Source organism: Pseudoalteromonas sp. T1lg24 (assembly GCF_002964745.1).
Taxonomy (GTDB): Bacteria; Pseudomonadota; Gammaproteobacteria; order Enterobacterales; family Alteromonadaceae; genus Pseudoalteromonas; species Pseudoalteromonas spongiae.
On the sequence record NZ_PQCB01000016.1, the window covers coordinates 642,712 to 658,432 of the forward strand.

Annotated in this window: 14 protein-coding genes; 7 read left to right on the forward strand and 7 right to left on the reverse strand. The window is 41.1% G+C overall.

Features of this window, described 5'->3' with window-relative positions; genetic code table 11:
* Nucleotides 1-297: 297 nt before the first annotated feature.
* Nucleotides 298-1,824, reverse strand: a complete 1,527-nt coding sequence (locus tag C2M30_RS10355) for a fumarate hydratase (RefSeq protein WP_105171578.1) — start codon at nt 1,822-1,824, stop codon at nt 298-300.
* 156 nt (nt 1,825-1,980) lie between these two features.
* On the opposite strand from C2M30_RS10355, the gene pabB reads away from it, so the two are divergent.
* The 3 genes from pabB to C2M30_RS10370 all read left to right on the forward strand — a co-directional run bounded on the left by pabB (nt 1,981) and on the right by C2M30_RS10370 (nt 5,401).
* Entirely contained in the window at nt 1,981-3,336 is a 1,356-nt protein-coding gene (gene pabB, locus C2M30_RS10360; RefSeq protein ID WP_105171579.1) for an aminodeoxychorismate synthase component I, read from the forward strand.
* 20 nt (nt 3,337-3,356) lie between these two features.
* Nucleotides 3,357-3,929, forward strand: coding sequence for an NUDIX hydrolase (locus tag C2M30_RS10365; protein WP_105171580.1), 573 nt, complete (start codon nt 3,357-3,359; stop codon nt 3,927-3,929).
* A 95-nt stretch (nt 3,930-4,024) separates the two neighbouring features.
* A complete protein-coding gene (locus C2M30_RS10370) occupies nt 4,025-5,401 on the forward strand; it encodes an L-serine ammonia-lyase (RefSeq protein WP_105171581.1) in 1,377 nt (458 codons plus the stop codon).
* A gap of 63 nt (nt 5,402-5,464) precedes the next feature.
* Here C2M30_RS10370 and cysB read toward each other — a convergent pair whose 3' ends face one another.
* Complete coding sequence (gene cysB / locus C2M30_RS10375) at nt 5,465-6,442, reverse strand: HTH-type transcriptional regulator CysB (RefSeq protein ID WP_100913165.1); 978 nt, start codon at nt 6,440-6,442, stop codon at nt 5,465-5,467.
* A gap of 177 nt (nt 6,443-6,619) precedes the next feature.
* On the opposite strand from cysB, the gene C2M30_RS10380 reads away from it, so the two are divergent.
* The 3 genes from C2M30_RS10380 to C2M30_RS10390 all read left to right on the forward strand — a co-directional run bounded on the left by C2M30_RS10380 (nt 6,620) and on the right by C2M30_RS10390 (nt 9,766).
* Nucleotides 6,620-8,209 carry a response regulator gene (locus C2M30_RS10380; RefSeq protein ID WP_105171582.1) on the forward strand — a complete coding sequence of 530 codons (1,590 nt, stop codon included), beginning with the start codon at nt 6,620-6,622 and terminating at the stop codon, nt 8,207-8,209.
* Nucleotides 8,210-8,211: 2 nt separating this feature from the next.
* Nucleotides 8,212-8,895, forward strand: coding sequence for a sensor histidine kinase (locus C2M30_RS10385; RefSeq protein ID WP_105171583.1), 684 nt, complete (start codon nt 8,212-8,214; stop codon nt 8,893-8,895).
* Between the two features lie 109 nt (nt 8,896-9,004).
* Nucleotides 9,005-9,766 (forward strand): hypothetical protein, encoded by a 762-nt coding sequence (locus tag C2M30_RS10390; protein ID WP_100913162.1) that lies wholly within the window; start codon nt 9,005-9,007, stop codon nt 9,764-9,766.
* Between the two features lie 49 nt (nt 9,767-9,815).
* Here the strand turns inward: C2M30_RS10390 and C2M30_RS10395 are convergent, their stop codons facing one another.
* The 4 genes from C2M30_RS10395 to C2M30_RS10410 all read right to left on the reverse strand — a co-directional run bounded on the left by C2M30_RS10395 (nt 9,816) and on the right by C2M30_RS10410 (nt 13,674).
* A complete protein-coding gene (locus C2M30_RS10395; RefSeq protein ID WP_100913161.1) occupies nt 9,816-10,412 on the reverse strand; it encodes a CBS domain-containing protein in 597 nt (198 codons plus the stop codon).
* Between the two features lie 88 nt (nt 10,413-10,500).
* Nucleotides 10,501-12,357 carry a response regulator gene (locus C2M30_RS10400; protein ID WP_158683372.1) on the reverse strand — a complete coding sequence of 619 codons (1,857 nt, stop codon included), beginning with the start codon at nt 12,355-12,357 and terminating at the stop codon, nt 10,501-10,503.
* Nucleotides 12,358-12,371: 14 nt separating this feature from the next.
* On the reverse strand, nt 12,372-12,749 hold the full coding sequence (locus C2M30_RS10405) for a hypothetical protein (RefSeq protein ID WP_105171585.1): 378 nt from the start codon (nt 12,747-12,749) through the stop codon (nt 12,372-12,374).
* Between the two features lie 124 nt (nt 12,750-12,873).
* The gene (locus C2M30_RS10410; protein WP_105171586.1) at nt 12,874-13,674 is read right to left on the reverse strand and encodes a M48 family metallopeptidase; all 801 of its coding nucleotides are present in this window, start codon (nt 13,672-13,674) and stop codon (nt 12,874-12,876) included.
* Nucleotides 13,675-13,877: 203 nt separating this feature from the next.
* On the opposite strand from C2M30_RS10410, the gene C2M30_RS10415 reads away from it, so the two are divergent.
* Nucleotides 13,878-15,056, forward strand: coding sequence for a multidrug effflux MFS transporter (locus C2M30_RS10415; RefSeq protein ID WP_105171587.1), 1,179 nt, complete (start codon nt 13,878-13,880; stop codon nt 15,054-15,056).
* Between the two features lie 75 nt (nt 15,057-15,131).
* Here C2M30_RS10415 and grpE read toward each other — a convergent pair whose 3' ends face one another.
* Nucleotides 15,132-15,713 carry a nucleotide exchange factor GrpE gene (grpE, locus tag C2M30_RS10420; protein WP_010560378.1) on the reverse strand — a complete coding sequence of 194 codons (582 nt, stop codon included), beginning with the start codon at nt 15,711-15,713 and terminating at the stop codon, nt 15,132-15,134.
* Nucleotides 15,714-15,721: the final 8 nt, after the last annotated feature.

A 15,721-nucleotide genomic window follows, 5' to 3' on the forward strand; every position in this document is an offset into this window, starting at 1 on the left:
CCAAGCAAAATATCGCAAAGATCCGCTAATATTTAAATTGTAGATTGACGTTTACGTAAGCGATAAGCCAGCAGGATGGGAGAGCGTAAAGAAGAAGTTACAGGGTTTAGGGTTTAGGGTTTAGGGTTTAGGGTTTAGGGTTTAGGGTTTAGGGTTTAGGGTTTAGGGTTCAGAGCCTAATGAATGTGCGAATATACCTCAAGCACAATTTTATGTATTTGATTTCTTTAATCTGGCAATAAAAAAGAGCGCATAAGCGCCCTTTTACTTTTTAAACTTTTTGCTCAACCAAAAATTTTATTTTAGTTTTGCGTCTAGCTCTTCAATTTTTGCTTTCCAGATTGCAGGGCCTGCGCTGTGCGCGTTGTTACCTTCGCTATCTACCGCAACAGTTACTGGCATATCTTCTACTTCAAATTCGTAGATTGCTTCCATACCTAAGTCTTCAAACGCAACCACTTTTGCTTTCTTAATTGCTTTTGATACTAAGTAAGCTGCACCGCCCACAGCCATTAGGTAGATAGACTTGTTGTTTTTGATTGACTCAACTGTTGCAGGGCCGCGCTCTGCTTTACCAATCATGCCGACAATGCCGGTGTTCTCTAGCATTAAGTCAGTAAATTTATCCATACGCGTTGCTGTTGTTGGGCCCGCAGGACCTACCGCTTCGTCGCCAACTGCATCTACCGGGCCTACGTAGTAGATAAACTTGTTTGTGAAATCAACACCTTCAGGTAAACCTTCACCTGAATTAATCATGTCTTGTAAACGCTTATGCGCAGCATCACGACCAGTTAAGATTTTACCACTTAACAGAACTGTTTCGCCCATTTTCCAATCGGCTGTGTCTTCTTTTGTTAAGGTATCAAGGTTTACACGGCGTGTATCTTCACCTACTTCAAATGTTACTTCTGGCCAATCTTCTAGCTTCGGCGCTTTAAGATCAGCAGGGCCTGAACCGTCTAATGTGAAGTGAACGTGACGCGTTGCCGCACAGTTAGGGATCATCACAACAGGCTTAGATGCAGCGTGTGTTGGTGCTGTTTTGATTTTAATATCAACAACGGTAGTTAAACCACCAAGGCCTTGTGCGCCAATACCGGTTTTGTTTGCGCGCTCAAAAATCTCTAAACGTAGCTTTTCTTCCGCTGTTTCTGCGCCGCGCTCCATTAACTCATGAATATCTACCGGATCCATCAGTGATTCTTTTGCAAGTACCGCTGCTTTTTCAGCTGTTCCACCAATACCTATACCTAACATGCCAGGTGGACACCAGCCCGCACCCATAGTTGGTAGCGTTTTTTCAACCCAAGCAGCAACATCATCAGATGGGTTAAGCATAACCATTTTAGTTTTGTTTTCAGAGCCGCCGCCCTTCGCTGCAATCATTACTTCAACTTCAGCGCCTGGCACCATGTCGATATGCACAACTGATGGCGTGTTATCTTTGGTGTTTTTACGGCTGCCTGCTGGGTCTGCAACAATTGAAGCACGCAGTGGGTTATCTGGGTTAAGGTATGCGCGGCGTGTGCCTTCATCAACCATTTGCTGAACCGTCATATCGGTTTTATCCCATTTAACGTCCATACCCACTTTAACGAAACACGTCACAATACCCGTATCTTGACACAGTGGGCGCTTACCTTCTGCCGACATACGAGAGTTAATTAAGATTTGGGCAATCGCATCTTTAGCCGCTTTGCTTTCTTCTTTTTGGTACGCTTTATCAAGCGCTTGTACGAAATCTAGTGGGTGATAAAACGAAATGTATTGCAATGCATCTTCGATGCTGTCAATAAAGTCTTGCTGACGGATAGTGCTCATTATGTATCCTTATTATATGCCGTGACGGTGGCAAATGTTTACAGTGTGAATAGTGTCAAACACAGCTTACTCATGCAATCTGTGCAGTAATTCGTTAAACTATGCATGTATAATAACCTCCCAACTCGTTTGCGACCAGTCTGGTAGTTAAAGTTAATGATAAATGAACAATTAATATGCAAAAAATTAGACTTAGCGCTAACTAGCGAGCACGTTTTTAGTTTTTTTGCAGATTTGCAGTATGCCATTTTCCTAGATTCGGCAAACCCAGCACACCCAAATAACCGCTTTGACATTATTGTGATTGACCCAATTTCACTGATTGAAGTAAAAAACAATGTGACTTTTGTTGATAATCACCAAAGCGAATGTAATGGATTTAGTGCAATACACCACGCAATAAGCCCATTCATAAAAGACAAAGCCCCGTTTGATTTACCGTTTTCTGGCGGCGCTTTAGGTTTGTTCAGTTACGATTTAGGCCGCTCAATTGAAGTGATGCCAGAAATTGCGAAAAACGATATCGATTTAGGCCAAATGTTGGTGGGTATTTACCCCGATGCCCTGATATTCGATCATCACGAAAACCAGTGGTTTTATATCGCACAGCCATGTTGTGATAGCGAAACACGGCTTAATAATTACCTTTCACCGCTTACGGGCGCTGAAAGCGAGCGTAAACCATTTGCCTTAACAACTAAATGGCAATCAAACCTGAGTAAAGAAGGTTATGGTGAGCGCTTTAATAAAGTGCAAGAATATTTAAAAAGCGGCGATTGCTACCAAATCAATTTAGCACAGCGCTTTGATGCTAGCTTTACAGGTAACCCTTGGCTTGCCTATTGTAAGTTGCGAAGTGCAAACCAAGCGCCATTTTCGGCTTATATTAATACTGGAGAGCAACAAATACTCTCACTTTCACCTGAGCGTTTTATTCAGGTAAAAGAGCGTCAGGTTGAAACCAAGCCAATTAAAGGCACTGTGCCGCGAAGCCAAGATGCAAGAATTGATAACGCCAACAAAGCACGCCTTGCAAATTCAACCAAAGATCGCGCTGAAAACGTGATGATTGTTGATTTACTGAGAAACGATTTAGGCAAAGTAGCTAAACCTGGCACCGTAGAAGTACCTAAGCTCTTTGATATTGAAAGCTTCAATGCAGTGCATCATTTGGTATCAACGGTTACATCTACCCTTGCCGACGGTTACAACGCGATTGATCAATTAAAAGCAGCATTTCCCGGTGGCTCAATTACTGGCGCGCCAAAAATCCGTGCAATGGAAATTATTGAAGAGTTAGAACCTTACCGCCGCTCAATTTATTGTGGCTCAATTGGCTATATTTCGGCCTGTGGCACCATGGATACCAGCATAACCATTCGCACCCTAGTTTGTGAAAAAGGTAAAATTTATTGCTGGGCTGGCGGTGGCGTGGTTGCCGATTCAACCCTTGAGTCTGAGCTACAAGAAACATACGATAAGGTAAATCGTATTTTACCTGTACTTGAATAAATGCTCGCTTAGGACGTGTTATGCAGTTAAGTGAATTTCTAGCCCGTTTTCATATTAAGCAGCCAAGCAATGACGTTGGCTTTCCAATACAAATGCGCAATATTGCTAAGCAAAGCGCTGTATTGGTGCCGCTGGTTAATGTAAGCGGTGAAATTCACCTGTTGCTGTGTAAACGTCCTGACTATTTAAAGCATCACCCAGGGCAAATTTGCTTTCCCGGTGGTAAATTTGAAGATTCTGACGCCAACTTACTTGCCACAGCGTTGCGTGAAACCTTTGAGGAAATCGGCATTGAGGTGAGCGATAACCATGTAATTGGTGATATGGACAGTTATTGGACGCTCACCGGATTTGAAATAAAACCCTACATTGCCCTACTTCCCGAAAAACCCAATTTGCTACTAGCAACCAATGAAGTCGCCAGTGCATTTTATCTGCCGCTGTCACAGCTTATAGATCAAAAAAATTGGCAAGATATTCAATTCACACGTCAGTTTTCTGCCTATACTCTAACTGGGTTTCAAACTGAATACGGCTTGCTTTGGGGTGCCACCGCGCAAATCATTCGCAATTTGATTAAACATCTAAATTAAGCACATAAGCATTAATCATACTAATTAAAGTTAACATGATTATAAATTAGAGTTATGATATCCGGCCGTTCAAAGATTAAGTAAGAGATATTCGTATGATAAGTGCATTCGATATGTTTAGTATCGGCATTGGTCCTTCCTCATCACATACTGTGGGCCCGATGCGCGCTTCAAGACTGTTTGTAAAGTCATTACAAGAGCAAGCGCTATTAGAGCAAGTAACCAGTGTTCGCTGTGAATTGTTTGGCTCACTCGGACAAACGGGTATTGGTCATGGTTCGGGTAAAGCGGTTATTTTAGGCCTTGCTGGTTACGATCCAGAAACCATTGATGCCGATCTGGTGCCAAGCATTTTAGATAAAATCGAAAAAGAAGAAACTATCTATCTTGATCAAAGCCATGCTGCGGCATTTCCAAAAAAAGACGCCATTGTATTCCACCGTCGTAAAACCTTGCCAAAGCATTCAAATGCAATGGAACTACAAGCATTTAACGGCGAACAATGTGTCTTCCGTGAGGTTTTTTATTCTATTGGTGGCGGCTTTATTGTTCGCGACGCTGACTTTGAACAAGAAAAGCAAGCTGCACTAACAATTCGCGAAGAAAACCCTGCACCATACCCATTTGATACGGGCGCAGAGTTAATGGCGCAGTGTAAAGAGCACGGTTTAAGTGTGCCAGCCCTAATGATGGCAAACGAAAAAACCCTTAAAACAGAAAGCGAAATCACTGACGAGCTATACAATATTTGGCTGGTGATGAAAGCGTGCGTTGAGCGCGGTATGCGCACTGAAGGTATTTTACCGGGCGGTTTAAAAGTAAAACGTCGTGCACCGAGCCTACACCGTCAACTGAACATTGAAACACATAACGATCCGCTACGTGCAATGGAATGGGTTGATTTATTTGCCCTTGCTGTAAATGAAGAAAATGCTGCTGGCGGTCGTGTTGTTACCGCACCGACAAACGGTGCAGCAGGCATACTTCCAGCGGTGCTAATGTACTACCACACATTCATTAAAGAAGTAGATAAAGACATTGCAACGCGTTACCTGCTAACCGCTGCTGCGATTGGTATTCTTTACAAAAAGAACGCATCAATTTCAGGTGCAGAAGTAGGCTGCCAAGGTGAAGTGGGCGTTGCTTGCTCAATGGCTGCAGGTGCACTCACTGAAATTTTAGGTGGCAATGTTGAGAAAGTTGAAAATGCCGCTGAAATTGGTATGGAACATAACTTAGGTTTAACTTGCGACCCTGTTGGTGGCCTTGTACAAGTACCGTGTATTGAACGAAATGCAATGGGTGCAGTAAAAGCAATTAACGCATCACGCCTTGCAATGCGTGGCTCAGGTGAGCAAAAAGTATCGCTTGATAAAGTTATCAAAACCATGTGGGATACAGGTAATGATATGAAAACCAAGTACAAAGAGACGGCTCGAGGCGGACTCGCTGTAAATATCATTGAGTGTTAATCACAGTTAACAGATACAAAAAACGCCACATTATGTGGCGTTTTTTTTGAGTCAAAATTCGCATTAACGAACCGGTAACTCAATATCCTTAAATAGATGGTCGACATCATCTTGATTGCGTAACATGCACGCACGCTCAACAATGGTTTTATCCAAGTGTGGCGCAAAACGCTCAATGAAATCGTACATGTAACTGCGTAGGAACGTGCCTTTTCTGAAGCCAATTTTAGTGGTACTTGCTTCAAATAAGTGACTTGCATCAATTACCACGAGATCTTTATCGTTCATTTCATCAATGGCCATTGATGCCACAACACCTACACCTAAGCCTAAACGCACGTAAGTTTTAATTACGTCAGCGTCGGTTGCGGTAAACACGATTTGCGGCTCTAAGCCATGCTTAGTAAATGCTTTATCAAGTTCTGAACGCCCAGTAAAACCAAACACATAAGTGATTAATGGGAACGCAGCAACGTCTTGTATCGTGAGATTATTTGCTTTAGCAGCAAGTGGGTGATCTTTTGCTACTACAATACTGCGATTCCAGTGATAACACGGCAACATAATTAAATCGGTGTACAAGTGCAGCGCTTCTGTTGCTATTGCAAAATCTGCGTCACCACGCGCGGCAGCATCAGAGATTTGCTGCGGTGTACCTTGATGCATATGCAGTGATACTTTCGGGTATTTGTTCATAAACCCTTGAATGACGTTTGGCAAAGCGTAACGCGCTTGGGTATGCGTAGTGGCGATATTTAACTTACCTTGATCTGGTAAGGTATGCTCGTTGGCAACCGCTTTAATGCTTTCAACTTTCGCCAAAATCTCACGCGAGATATTGATAATGTCTTTGCCCGCCGGCGTAACATGCGTTAAATGTTTACCGCTACGACCGAAGATTTGCACACCTAGCTCATCTTCGAGCATACGCACTTGTTTAGAAATACCAGGTTGCGAGGTATATAAGTTTTCAGCGGTGGCTGAAACATTAAGATTGTGATTGAGTACTTCAACAATGTACTTTAGCTGCTGTAATTTCATAGCGAGTATTTTGTATTTATTATTACCTTTATTTATATACTTTTGTCTCTTTTATGCCAAGCATAAATTCAAAACTTACGTATTTATTCCATTTTTAACTACAAACTACCTTAGTATTTTGTAAAAGTCAGAAAAAAGCGTCTAAATTATTAGTATCAAAAATAATTTTCGGTTTTTATGGTTAATCCTCTTCAACGATACAAATCTATCTCGGTGCTTATTTTGGATGATTTTTCCGAATTTCGCCTATCACTAAAACAAATGGTAGAAAGTTTTGGTGTTCACCATGTGGATGTGTGTACCAATGCCGAAGATGCCCTTTCCTGCTACAGCGAACATCAACATGATATTTTGCTAGTCGATTACAACTTAGGTGATGGCTTAAATGGGCTGCAGCTGCTTGCCGAGCTTAATCATCGCAACTTGCTAAAATACGGCACAAACTATGTACTGATCACAGGTGAAACCGCTTCAGACTTAGTGATGGGGGCACTTGAATACCGCCCCGACGATTACCTTGCAAAACCATTTACCAAAACAACTCTGAAATCTCGCTTAGATAAGCTTGTTGAGAAAAGTCTCGCATTTAAGCCTATTTATACGGCATTAAATCAAGATAAGCCAAAAACAGCCCTTGAGCTTTGTGACCAGCTAATGGCAAAAAGCAAGCGCGTCGGTATCGAATGTTTGCGTCTTAAAGCTGAGATTTATTTAAAACAACTTAAGTATGTGCAAGCGCTCAGCATTTATAATTCAATTTTGCATAAGCGCGAGCTTAGTTGGGCACAAATGGGCGCAGCGATTTGTCATTTGGCACTATCACAAAGCGATCAGGCATTAAGTCTTTGCAAACTGATTGCCACTAAAAATCCACAAGCCGTTGAAGCATACGATCTTGCCTGTGAGTGCTTTATTCAACAGCACGATTTCGAAGCGGCATACGCAATTACACAAAAAGCCATTGCCGCATCGCCTAATTCAATTGTTAGGCAGCGCCAGTTAGCCTTGTTAGCAACCCGCTACAATGAGCTGGAAATTGCCTTTAACGCTTACAAACGCGTTATGCAATTAGCCAAGTATTCATGCTTAGCGCAACTCGATGACTATATAAATCAGTTATGTGTTTGCACACAAATACAATTAACGGATCAAACACACTTTGCACGACGTGCAAAAAAAGAGTACCCCGCAATTTATCGTACAATTACAAAGCTCTACCCGGGTGTGCAAAGTCAGCTAGCAATTGAAGTGCATCAAGTATTTGTTGAGTACTTGGTTAATAAAGACGGCGCAAAAGGTGAAAAACTGATTTTAGTGGTAGATAAAATTGTTGATTACCCAGACGCGCTCAACTCGGCATTTATTAACCTGCTCGAAATCATTATGAAGCACGCCGATATTGAAATGGTTACCGCCAAGCTCGACCCAATTATTACGCGCGGTAAAGCGAAGATTATTTCTCACGAAGACCACGAAAAATCAGAGAACTTTAATCAACAAGGTATGGTCAAATACAAAGAGAAAGCATTTGAAAGCGCTCAAGGCGCATTTGCAACTGCCCTAGCCAATGCCCCTAACAACCCAAATATTGCATTAAACCTGTTACAAGCAGCGTACCAATTGCATAAACAAAATCAAAAGTTCACATTAACAAAGCGCCAGTTTGCTTTGTCACTGAATGCGTTAAAAACGTTAGCGCCTCACGACCATCGTCACAAGCAAAGTCAAAGTCTGTTAAACTTTGCTAAAGCTAAATTAACGGGATAATTATGGACCATAATAAGCTCGACTTTTCCGTTGTCCTTGGCGCAAGTATGCATGATATGAAAAACTCTTTGTGTATGCTGCTTCAATCGATGGAAACAATTAGTCAAAGTATTGAGCAAACGCCACAAGCACAATCTGAATTCGCCAAGATTCATTACGAAGTTGCCCGCGTCAATTCCAACTTATTGCAAGTACTTGCCCTTTATCGCGAACACAACGCACAACTGCCGCTCAATATTGAAGAGCATTTTTTAGATGATTTAGTAGACGAACTGCTTGCTAAAAATGAGCTCTATATCACCAACAAAAATATCGATGTCAGTTGTGATATTGAACAAGATCTGGCGTGGTTTTTTGACGCTGACCTAATTGCCAACTTACTTAATGACATTCTTATTAACGCACTCAAATACACAGCATCGAAAATTCTCATTAGCGCACATCAACAAAACGATAAGCTGGTTATTGAAATTCACGATAATGGCGAAGGCTACCCCGAAAGCATGCTAGAGAAAGCCAATAATGAAATGTCTGCCGCCCTTATTAGCCAAGGGCGTACTGGGCTGGGTATCTATTTCGCCAATTTAATTGCATCTGCACATGTAAATAAAGAAACCAAGGGACATATCGCGCTTGCCAATGACGGGCGATTAGGTGGCAGCAAATTTACCCTTGTTTTGCCGTAAAAAAAGCTGGTAATAAAGTGCTATTATTAGAACTTTCCTTTTAACAACACTACACTAAGTAATTAGAATTAGTTAAGATTAGGGCAATTATAAGAATGAGAAAAACTCCATGGTAGTTTATATTATCATCACGCTAATAGTGGCACTAATTGTTATTGGCGTTTGGGTCAACGCGGTACAGCAGCATAAAGAAAAACAAAATGCTGAGCGACGTCAGGAGCTTACAAAGCAGAAAAAGATCATTGAAGAGACTGAAGAAGTGTTAATGAATTCTGCTAATATTCCAATGTCAAAAGCGCTCTTTTCCGTACTATATCGACGCATTTACAGTGCATTAGCAGTAATGGCTGAACTTTCTCCCAATTCTAAAGAAATCAGAAACCGATTAACGGAAGCAAAAGAGCGTATCGAAAATTCGTCAAGCCAAGACTCATCAGCCGAACGCATTGCACTACCTGATAATGAAAAACAAGTCATTGCATTATTACAAGGTGTTAAAAAGCTACGCAGCATAGTTCGCTCTGAGCATTCAAAAGGCAAGATTGATACACAAGTGTTCTTAAACGAAGACAAACGTTTAGAAAAAATGCAATTACAAGTAAATATCGACAGCCAATTAAAACGCGGCAAAGCAGCGCGCAGTGCTAATATGCTTGGCTCTGCACGACAGTATTTTGAAAAAGCGCTTGCGGTAATTAATTCGCTCAACTTTTCAGACGAGTATGTTGCGTCACGCAAACAAGAAATAGAAGATATGCTTGAAGAAATAATGAGCGAGTTAAAAGCAACCAACGCAAGTGATGCAAAGAAAAAGCTTGATAACGAAAAAGATGACTTAGATGAGCTCTTTGCACCGAAGAAAAAGTGGTAAGTTAATTCATTTCATATAAAAAAGGGCGTACATTACGCCCTTTTTTATATTATGTAGTTTTGTTTTTCTCTAGTTGCGCAAACACCACATCGAAAATTTCTTTAAAGGTGTGTGCCTTCTCATTAATATTAATTGGGATATGTAATGCCCTTGCGATATCGCTCGCAGAAATAAGCCCGCGTAAAGTATGCTCTTTATCGATCAATAATACGTGCTGCTGACCGAGATTTTTTAGCGTTGCCAATACATCACCAATGGTATAATTATTAATTTTTGCAAAATCAATAGCGCGCATTTCGTCTTTCTTTAGCATTAAGTTCTCAACTGACAAATCACCTCGAGAGACATTTCTAAGCTGCGCAATATGCAGTACTTTATACGATGACAAATCACTTGAACTTATCACCCCCATAAAGTTCTCGTCGTGATCGATTACGATTTTTGAGCGCACATGGCCCATTTTCATCATATATAACGCTTGATCAACTAAAACGTCCTTTTCGATAAGCTGCGGCCGTTTTTGACTAAAGTCAGTTACAATATGAGAGGCGTTACTTGAAATATCGAGGGCTTGATTACCACATAGATTCGAGATCGACTGCACATTATTTAAAGGGATTGTCTCAATCACCCTAAAGTTTGCCATAAATCCTCCTCATAAATGAGAAAAAGAATGCGAAGTGTCACGCGACACTTCAATTGAAGCAGTTACTTTTAACTATGGTGAACAGTGGCTAATTTTTCAAATTATTGAACGCTTTATGTTCTTCGATGTGTAGTTTAAATTGCGACAATACATCCAGCAGCTCAACAGGTAGAAACGGTTTAAACAGCACTTCATCAATACCAAACGTCTTACAATAGTTGTACTCATCTTCACGATCACTCGACGTAACCGCAATTATCGGTACGCCTATTTTATCGCCGGACTCTTGCATGCGTATTGTTTGAGCGGCTTCATAGCCACTCATTTTCGGCATAGCACAGTCCATTAAAATAATATCTATTTCATGCTGATGCTGCTGCCACAGTGCCACCGCCTCTTCACCATCAGCTGCGACAATCACATTATCGCCACGGTTCATTAAAATCGCGCTAAGAACGCGTTGGCTAATCGGTGCGTCATCAGCTATTAACACGGTTAACGGCACGGTTTCTTGTGGTGTAACCACATCGTTACTCTGCTTAATGTTATTGACCAAGGCCGATTTAATATCACTTGGGTGCTTTGGTAGTTGCCATACTTGGTTATAGCCGATGTTCGTCACTCTGCTGACATCTACATCCGCAATTTCATCACCAAATACGATTAAATTTGCTGGTCGGTTGAATCTGTGACGGTTAATTTTTTCATAAAAACTAACTAATTGATTTTCAAGCTCATTGTGTGACAACAATACAAAATCGAACCCAGCAAACTGTAAGTCATCCCCCAGCATATAATTAAGCGCAAGTTCCGCGTCTTGAACATGGGTGACTTGCATCTGCCACTGTGCAAACAGTTCACTTAAATAACGCGCTAAAAACAACTTACTGTCTAAAATTAAGACACGTTTATTGGCAAGTAACCCCTCATCGTCAAGGTGATTTTCAATTAATGTACTCGTTGGCAGTGCTAAGGTAAATCTAACATCTGTACCAAGCCCTGCTTTTGAGTTAACCGTAAATGTGCCACCCATTAGCGTTACTAAGTTTTGGGCGATTGTTAGGCCGAGCGCATTTAAGGAATTGCCCTTGTTAGCTTTTAATTTCGGATTATTTAACTGCGCTAGCACTGTTTCATCAATGCCTTGACCGTTGTCACGTACACTAATTGTAAGTTCAGACAAGCCCGTCGTTACTTCAGCATCAACATTAATCGAAACATCGCCACGATCAGAATATTTAATTGCCTTGTTTACAAGATTACAAATAACTTGCTTTAAGCGCACCGAGTCACCGACTAAATAGCTATTAATAGCGGGGTCGACATAGGTGACTAAGCGTAGATTTTTCTCTTTTGCTCTCAACTCACATTCTTGGAAAATCTCACGAATTAATGCGTGAATATCGAAAATATGCTGGTCGAGTGCGAGTTGGCTATGCTCAATTTTGGAGTAATCTAAAATACCATTTAGCAGCTCAAGCATATTAAACGCGCTTTTTTGAATAACGCTAACGTAGCTGTGTTGACGGTGATCAAGTTTGGTTTCTGACAACAAATGCGCCATACCCAAAAGCCCATTCATTGGCGTTTTTACTTCCATACTGATATTAGCGAGGTATTCACCTTTAAGCTTATTAGCATTTTGCTCTGCTTGCTTTTGCTTTTTAAGATCGCCAAATGATTTAGACAACGCTGCCATCATGGCGTTAAATTCTACAACAAGACGATTAATTTCATCATCGCGCGCTTGTTTTCGGTCAAGTTTGAATTCTTCCGGTGCCGACATATTCACGTGGCTCATCGAATACGCTAAATGATTTAAATGACGGGTTACTAATAAATGCACTAAGGTGAAAATAATCATAGATACAATAAAGGTCTTTGCACCTTGAGTAAGCAAAGTTACCACGACTTTGTCAGTAAGATAGCCATACACCCCCGACATATCCATTACTACAATCAGTTCGCCCAAATGGTATTTAGTGCGATTAAATCGGTAATCAATTGCCCAAGATTTACTTTTAGCGTATTTGGTTTGCGTTTTATTAACGGTAAGAGGTTGGCATTGTCTTGCCAAATCGTTACTGACGATACGTTAGGAAGTTCGCTAATGCCCTGTAATAGCAATTCAAGCTGTTTCTCATCTTCTGCCCAAAGCGCATTGGTAACCGAAGGTAAATGGCTTTTTTCAATTTGCTGGAAACCTTGATCGATCACGCTGAGATCACGCTTGTAGTCCATCCATAAAATGGCGCTGGTGATCATTAACGTTAACAGAGAGCTGGTGAGTAAAATACCAACAAGCAGTTGTTTTGCTAGGGGGTTTTTCAGTTTCAACGGACTACATTAAATTATAATTATTCTTATTTATAAATGTAGACCAAGCTGACGTTTTTTTAAACTTTTAATTTGAATTTCTAATTGAGTAAAAATCAATTTACTCAATTAGAAAAAAGCTGCGTTATTCGCAGTGAGGGCGTTTATTTTGTGCTTTTGCTTGATTATGTAATGCCATCGCATCTGGCATCCAGCTTCGCAAATCACTAATACGGGTATCTGATGATGGGTGCGTTGATAAAAATTCCGGTGGTGCACCGTTATTATTTGCCGCCATATTACGCCATAATTCAACTGACTGCTTTGGATTAAAACCCGCTTTTGCCATCAAGTCTAAGCCAATTTTATCGGCTTCGCTTTCATGCATACGACTAAACGGCATCATGCCTAAGTACTCAGCACCTACACCTAAAGCCATCATAGTTTCATTGTGTAAACGGTTTCCTTGCGAACGACTATACGCGTCTGCAACTTGCAATGTTGCCTGTTTAATACCGGCTGCAGTCATACGTTCATTTGAATGCTCGGCAATTACGTGCCCAACTTCGTGGCCAAGTACTGTTGCTAATTGGTCTTGCCCTTGTGCTACTTTTAATAGCCCCGTATGCACACCTATTTTACCGCCAGGAAGCGCAAATGCGTTTGCAGATGGTTCTTCAAATACCACCACTTCCCATTGTTGATTTGCGTATTTTTCAGGAAGCACTGAAATAACGTTGTCAGCAACACATTGCACATAGCGATTGATTTTGGCATCGGTGTTAATTGGTTGCTGCTTTTTCATTTGAACAAAGCTTTGTTTGCCAAGCTGGTTCATTTCCGCTTCAGAATACATGGCAATTTGTGTGCGCCCTGTTGGACTCGATTTACACCCAACCAGCGTGGCAGCCACTGAAAGTGAGAGCAATACATGAGATAATTTCATTACGTTTTCCCTAATGTCGTTTAGCGCTGTTTAACAAATATTGATTTTGCAATATTTACCATCACAAAGCCCTGAATTGGTAAGGTAATTTATTTTTAACAATAAACCTACAATTTAGCAAAGCGCTTAATCGGATCTGTTGTATCAAATCAAGTATTTTACACGTAAAATAGGGCTCCCCGATACCCTGAATAAGTATTTCTGTGACTGAAAAAACGTTATCTAAATCCATCTTACCCCTGCTATCGGCGCTCGTCGCAACAACGCCATTAGCAATTGACCTGTACTTACCTGCTTTTGTTGCAATATCAAGCTACTTCAACACCGATATGGCGCAAGTCCAACTCTCTTTAAGTAGTTATTTAGCCGGCTATGCCATAGGCATGATGTTATTTGGGCCGCTAATAGATCAAAAAGGCAGGCGTTTGTTCGCGCTCTTTGGCTTGCTAGGCTTTGGCTTATGCTCTTTTTTACTTACCGTAACACAGTCTATTGATACCTTTATTGTTTTACGCTTTGCGCAAGCATTTTTTGGCTCTGCTGTCACCGTCGTCGTACCTGGTATTATTCGCTATATGTATCAAGAAAATACTGCGAAAGGCATGTCTTACGTGTCGATGATTATGATGTTAGCTCCCCTGCTCGCACCGAGTATCGGCAGTGTGTTAATGATCACTTGGCATTGGCACGCGATATTTTATGCATTGACGATTTATGCTAGCGCGCTCTTTGTATTAGCTTATTTTTATTTGCGAGAAGTGCCTATTCATCCTAGTAAAATTAAAGGTTTGGCGCTATTTTTTTCAAACTATCGTATTGTGCTTACAAACAAAAAAGCACGATTTGATATTGTTATTTCCATGCTCGCCTCATTCGCGTTCTTTTGCTTTTTAACCAAAGTATCAGCAATTTATATGGCACACTTTAAGGTGAGTGAAACCCTATTTGGGGTGTTATTTGCATTCAATGTATTGGCGTTAATGTTAGGTAACTTTATTAATACCCGGTTAGTGCCCAAATTTGGCTCGCGTAAAATGCTCAATATTGGCTTAGTCATTAGCTTTATTGCGGTAACGTGCCTTATTTTAGTCAGTGTATTTACACACAATGTGTATTTGGTTGCTGCTTTTATTGCGCCACTGATGATGAGTTTAGGCATTATGGCAACTAACGCCGACGCGCTGATTTTAATCAATTTCAAGAAGAAGTCTGGAACAGCTACCGCTGTGATAGGTACTTTACGCTTTGGCAGTGGCGCCTTTGCTGGCCCAATTTTAGCGTTTATTCCATTACCCCCAAGCATCGGGTTTGCGGTTGCTATGGCAATGGCAGTAAGCGGTATTTTAATCTGCCAATTAAAGCAGTTAAAGTTCGGCCATTAGTACATTGTATTTGCCACAACAGACACAAAAAAAGCTGTAACCAAGGTTACAGCTTTTTTGCATTGTTAAGCGCTATTATTCAGCAGCTTTAGACACCATTACCATTGCTGGACGAAGTAAACGACCATTTAATAGGTAACCTTTTTGCATTACTGCAATAACAGTGTTTGGTGCAACATCAGCAGATGGCTGAATTGACATTGCTTGGTGGAATTCAGGGTTAAACGTTTCGCCTTGTGGCGCAACCACTTCAACACCAAACTTTGCTACGGCATCAACAAAGCTTTTTGCCGTCATCTCAACCCCTTCGATAACCGGCTTAATGTGTTCGTTTTCTTTGTCAGCAAACTCAATCGCGCGCTCTAAGTTATCAAGCACAGGTAGTAGTTCATTGGCGAATTTTTCAAGGGCAAATTTGTGCGCTTTTTCAACATCTTGTGCTGTGCGACGACGCATGTTTTCAACTTCTGCGGCAGCACGTACTACACTGTCTTTTTGCTCTTCAATTGTTTGCTTCGCTGCTTCAAGCTCTGCATTTAATACTGCAATTTCCGCTTCTGCGCTTAGCTCTTCACCACCTTGTAGCTCTTCCGCTACTTGGTCAAGGGTTTCCTGTACTTCTGCTTCTTGCTCTGGCTGATTATTTTGCTCAGACATTGATACTC

Bases quoted from the DNA above. Each gene is read 5' to 3' on its own strand.
- C2M30_RS10355 (WP_105171578.1), bottom strand. From the start codon at position 1,824: ATGAGCACTATCCGTCAGCAAGACTTTATTGACAGCATCGAAGATGCA.
- pabB (WP_105171579.1), top strand. From the start codon at position 1,981: ATGATAAATGAACAATTAATATGCAAAAAATTAGACTTAGCGCTAACT.
- C2M30_RS10365 (WP_105171580.1), top strand. From the start codon at position 3,357: ATGCAGTTAAGTGAATTTCTAGCCCGTTTTCATATTAAGCAGCCAAGC.
- C2M30_RS10370 (WP_105171581.1), top strand. From the start codon at position 4,025: ATGATAAGTGCATTCGATATGTTTAGTATCGGCATTGGTCCTTCCTCA.
- cysB (WP_100913165.1), bottom strand. From the start codon at position 6,442: ATGAAATTACAGCAGCTAAAGTACATTGTTGAAGTACTCAATCACAAT.
- C2M30_RS10380 (WP_105171582.1), top strand. From the start codon at position 6,620: ATGGTTAATCCTCTTCAACGATACAAATCTATCTCGGTGCTTATTTTG.
- C2M30_RS10385 (WP_105171583.1), top strand. From the start codon at position 8,212: ATGGACCATAATAAGCTCGACTTTTCCGTTGTCCTTGGCGCAAGTATG.
- C2M30_RS10390 (WP_100913162.1), top strand. From the start codon at position 9,005: ATGGTAGTTTATATTATCATCACGCTAATAGTGGCACTAATTGTTATT.
- C2M30_RS10395 (WP_100913161.1), bottom strand. From the start codon at position 10,412: ATGGCAAACTTTAGGGTGATTGAGACAATCCCTTTAAATAATGTGCAG.
- C2M30_RS10400 (WP_158683372.1), bottom strand. From the start codon at position 12,357: ATGTCGGGGGTGTATGGCTATCTTACTGACAAAGTCGTGGTAACTTTG.
- C2M30_RS10410 (WP_105171586.1), bottom strand. From the start codon at position 13,674: ATGAAATTATCTCATGTATTGCTCTCACTTTCAGTGGCTGCCACGCTG.
- grpE (WP_010560378.1), bottom strand. From the start codon at position 15,713: ATGTCTGAGCAAAATAATCAGCCAGAGCAAGAAGCAGAAGTACAGGAA.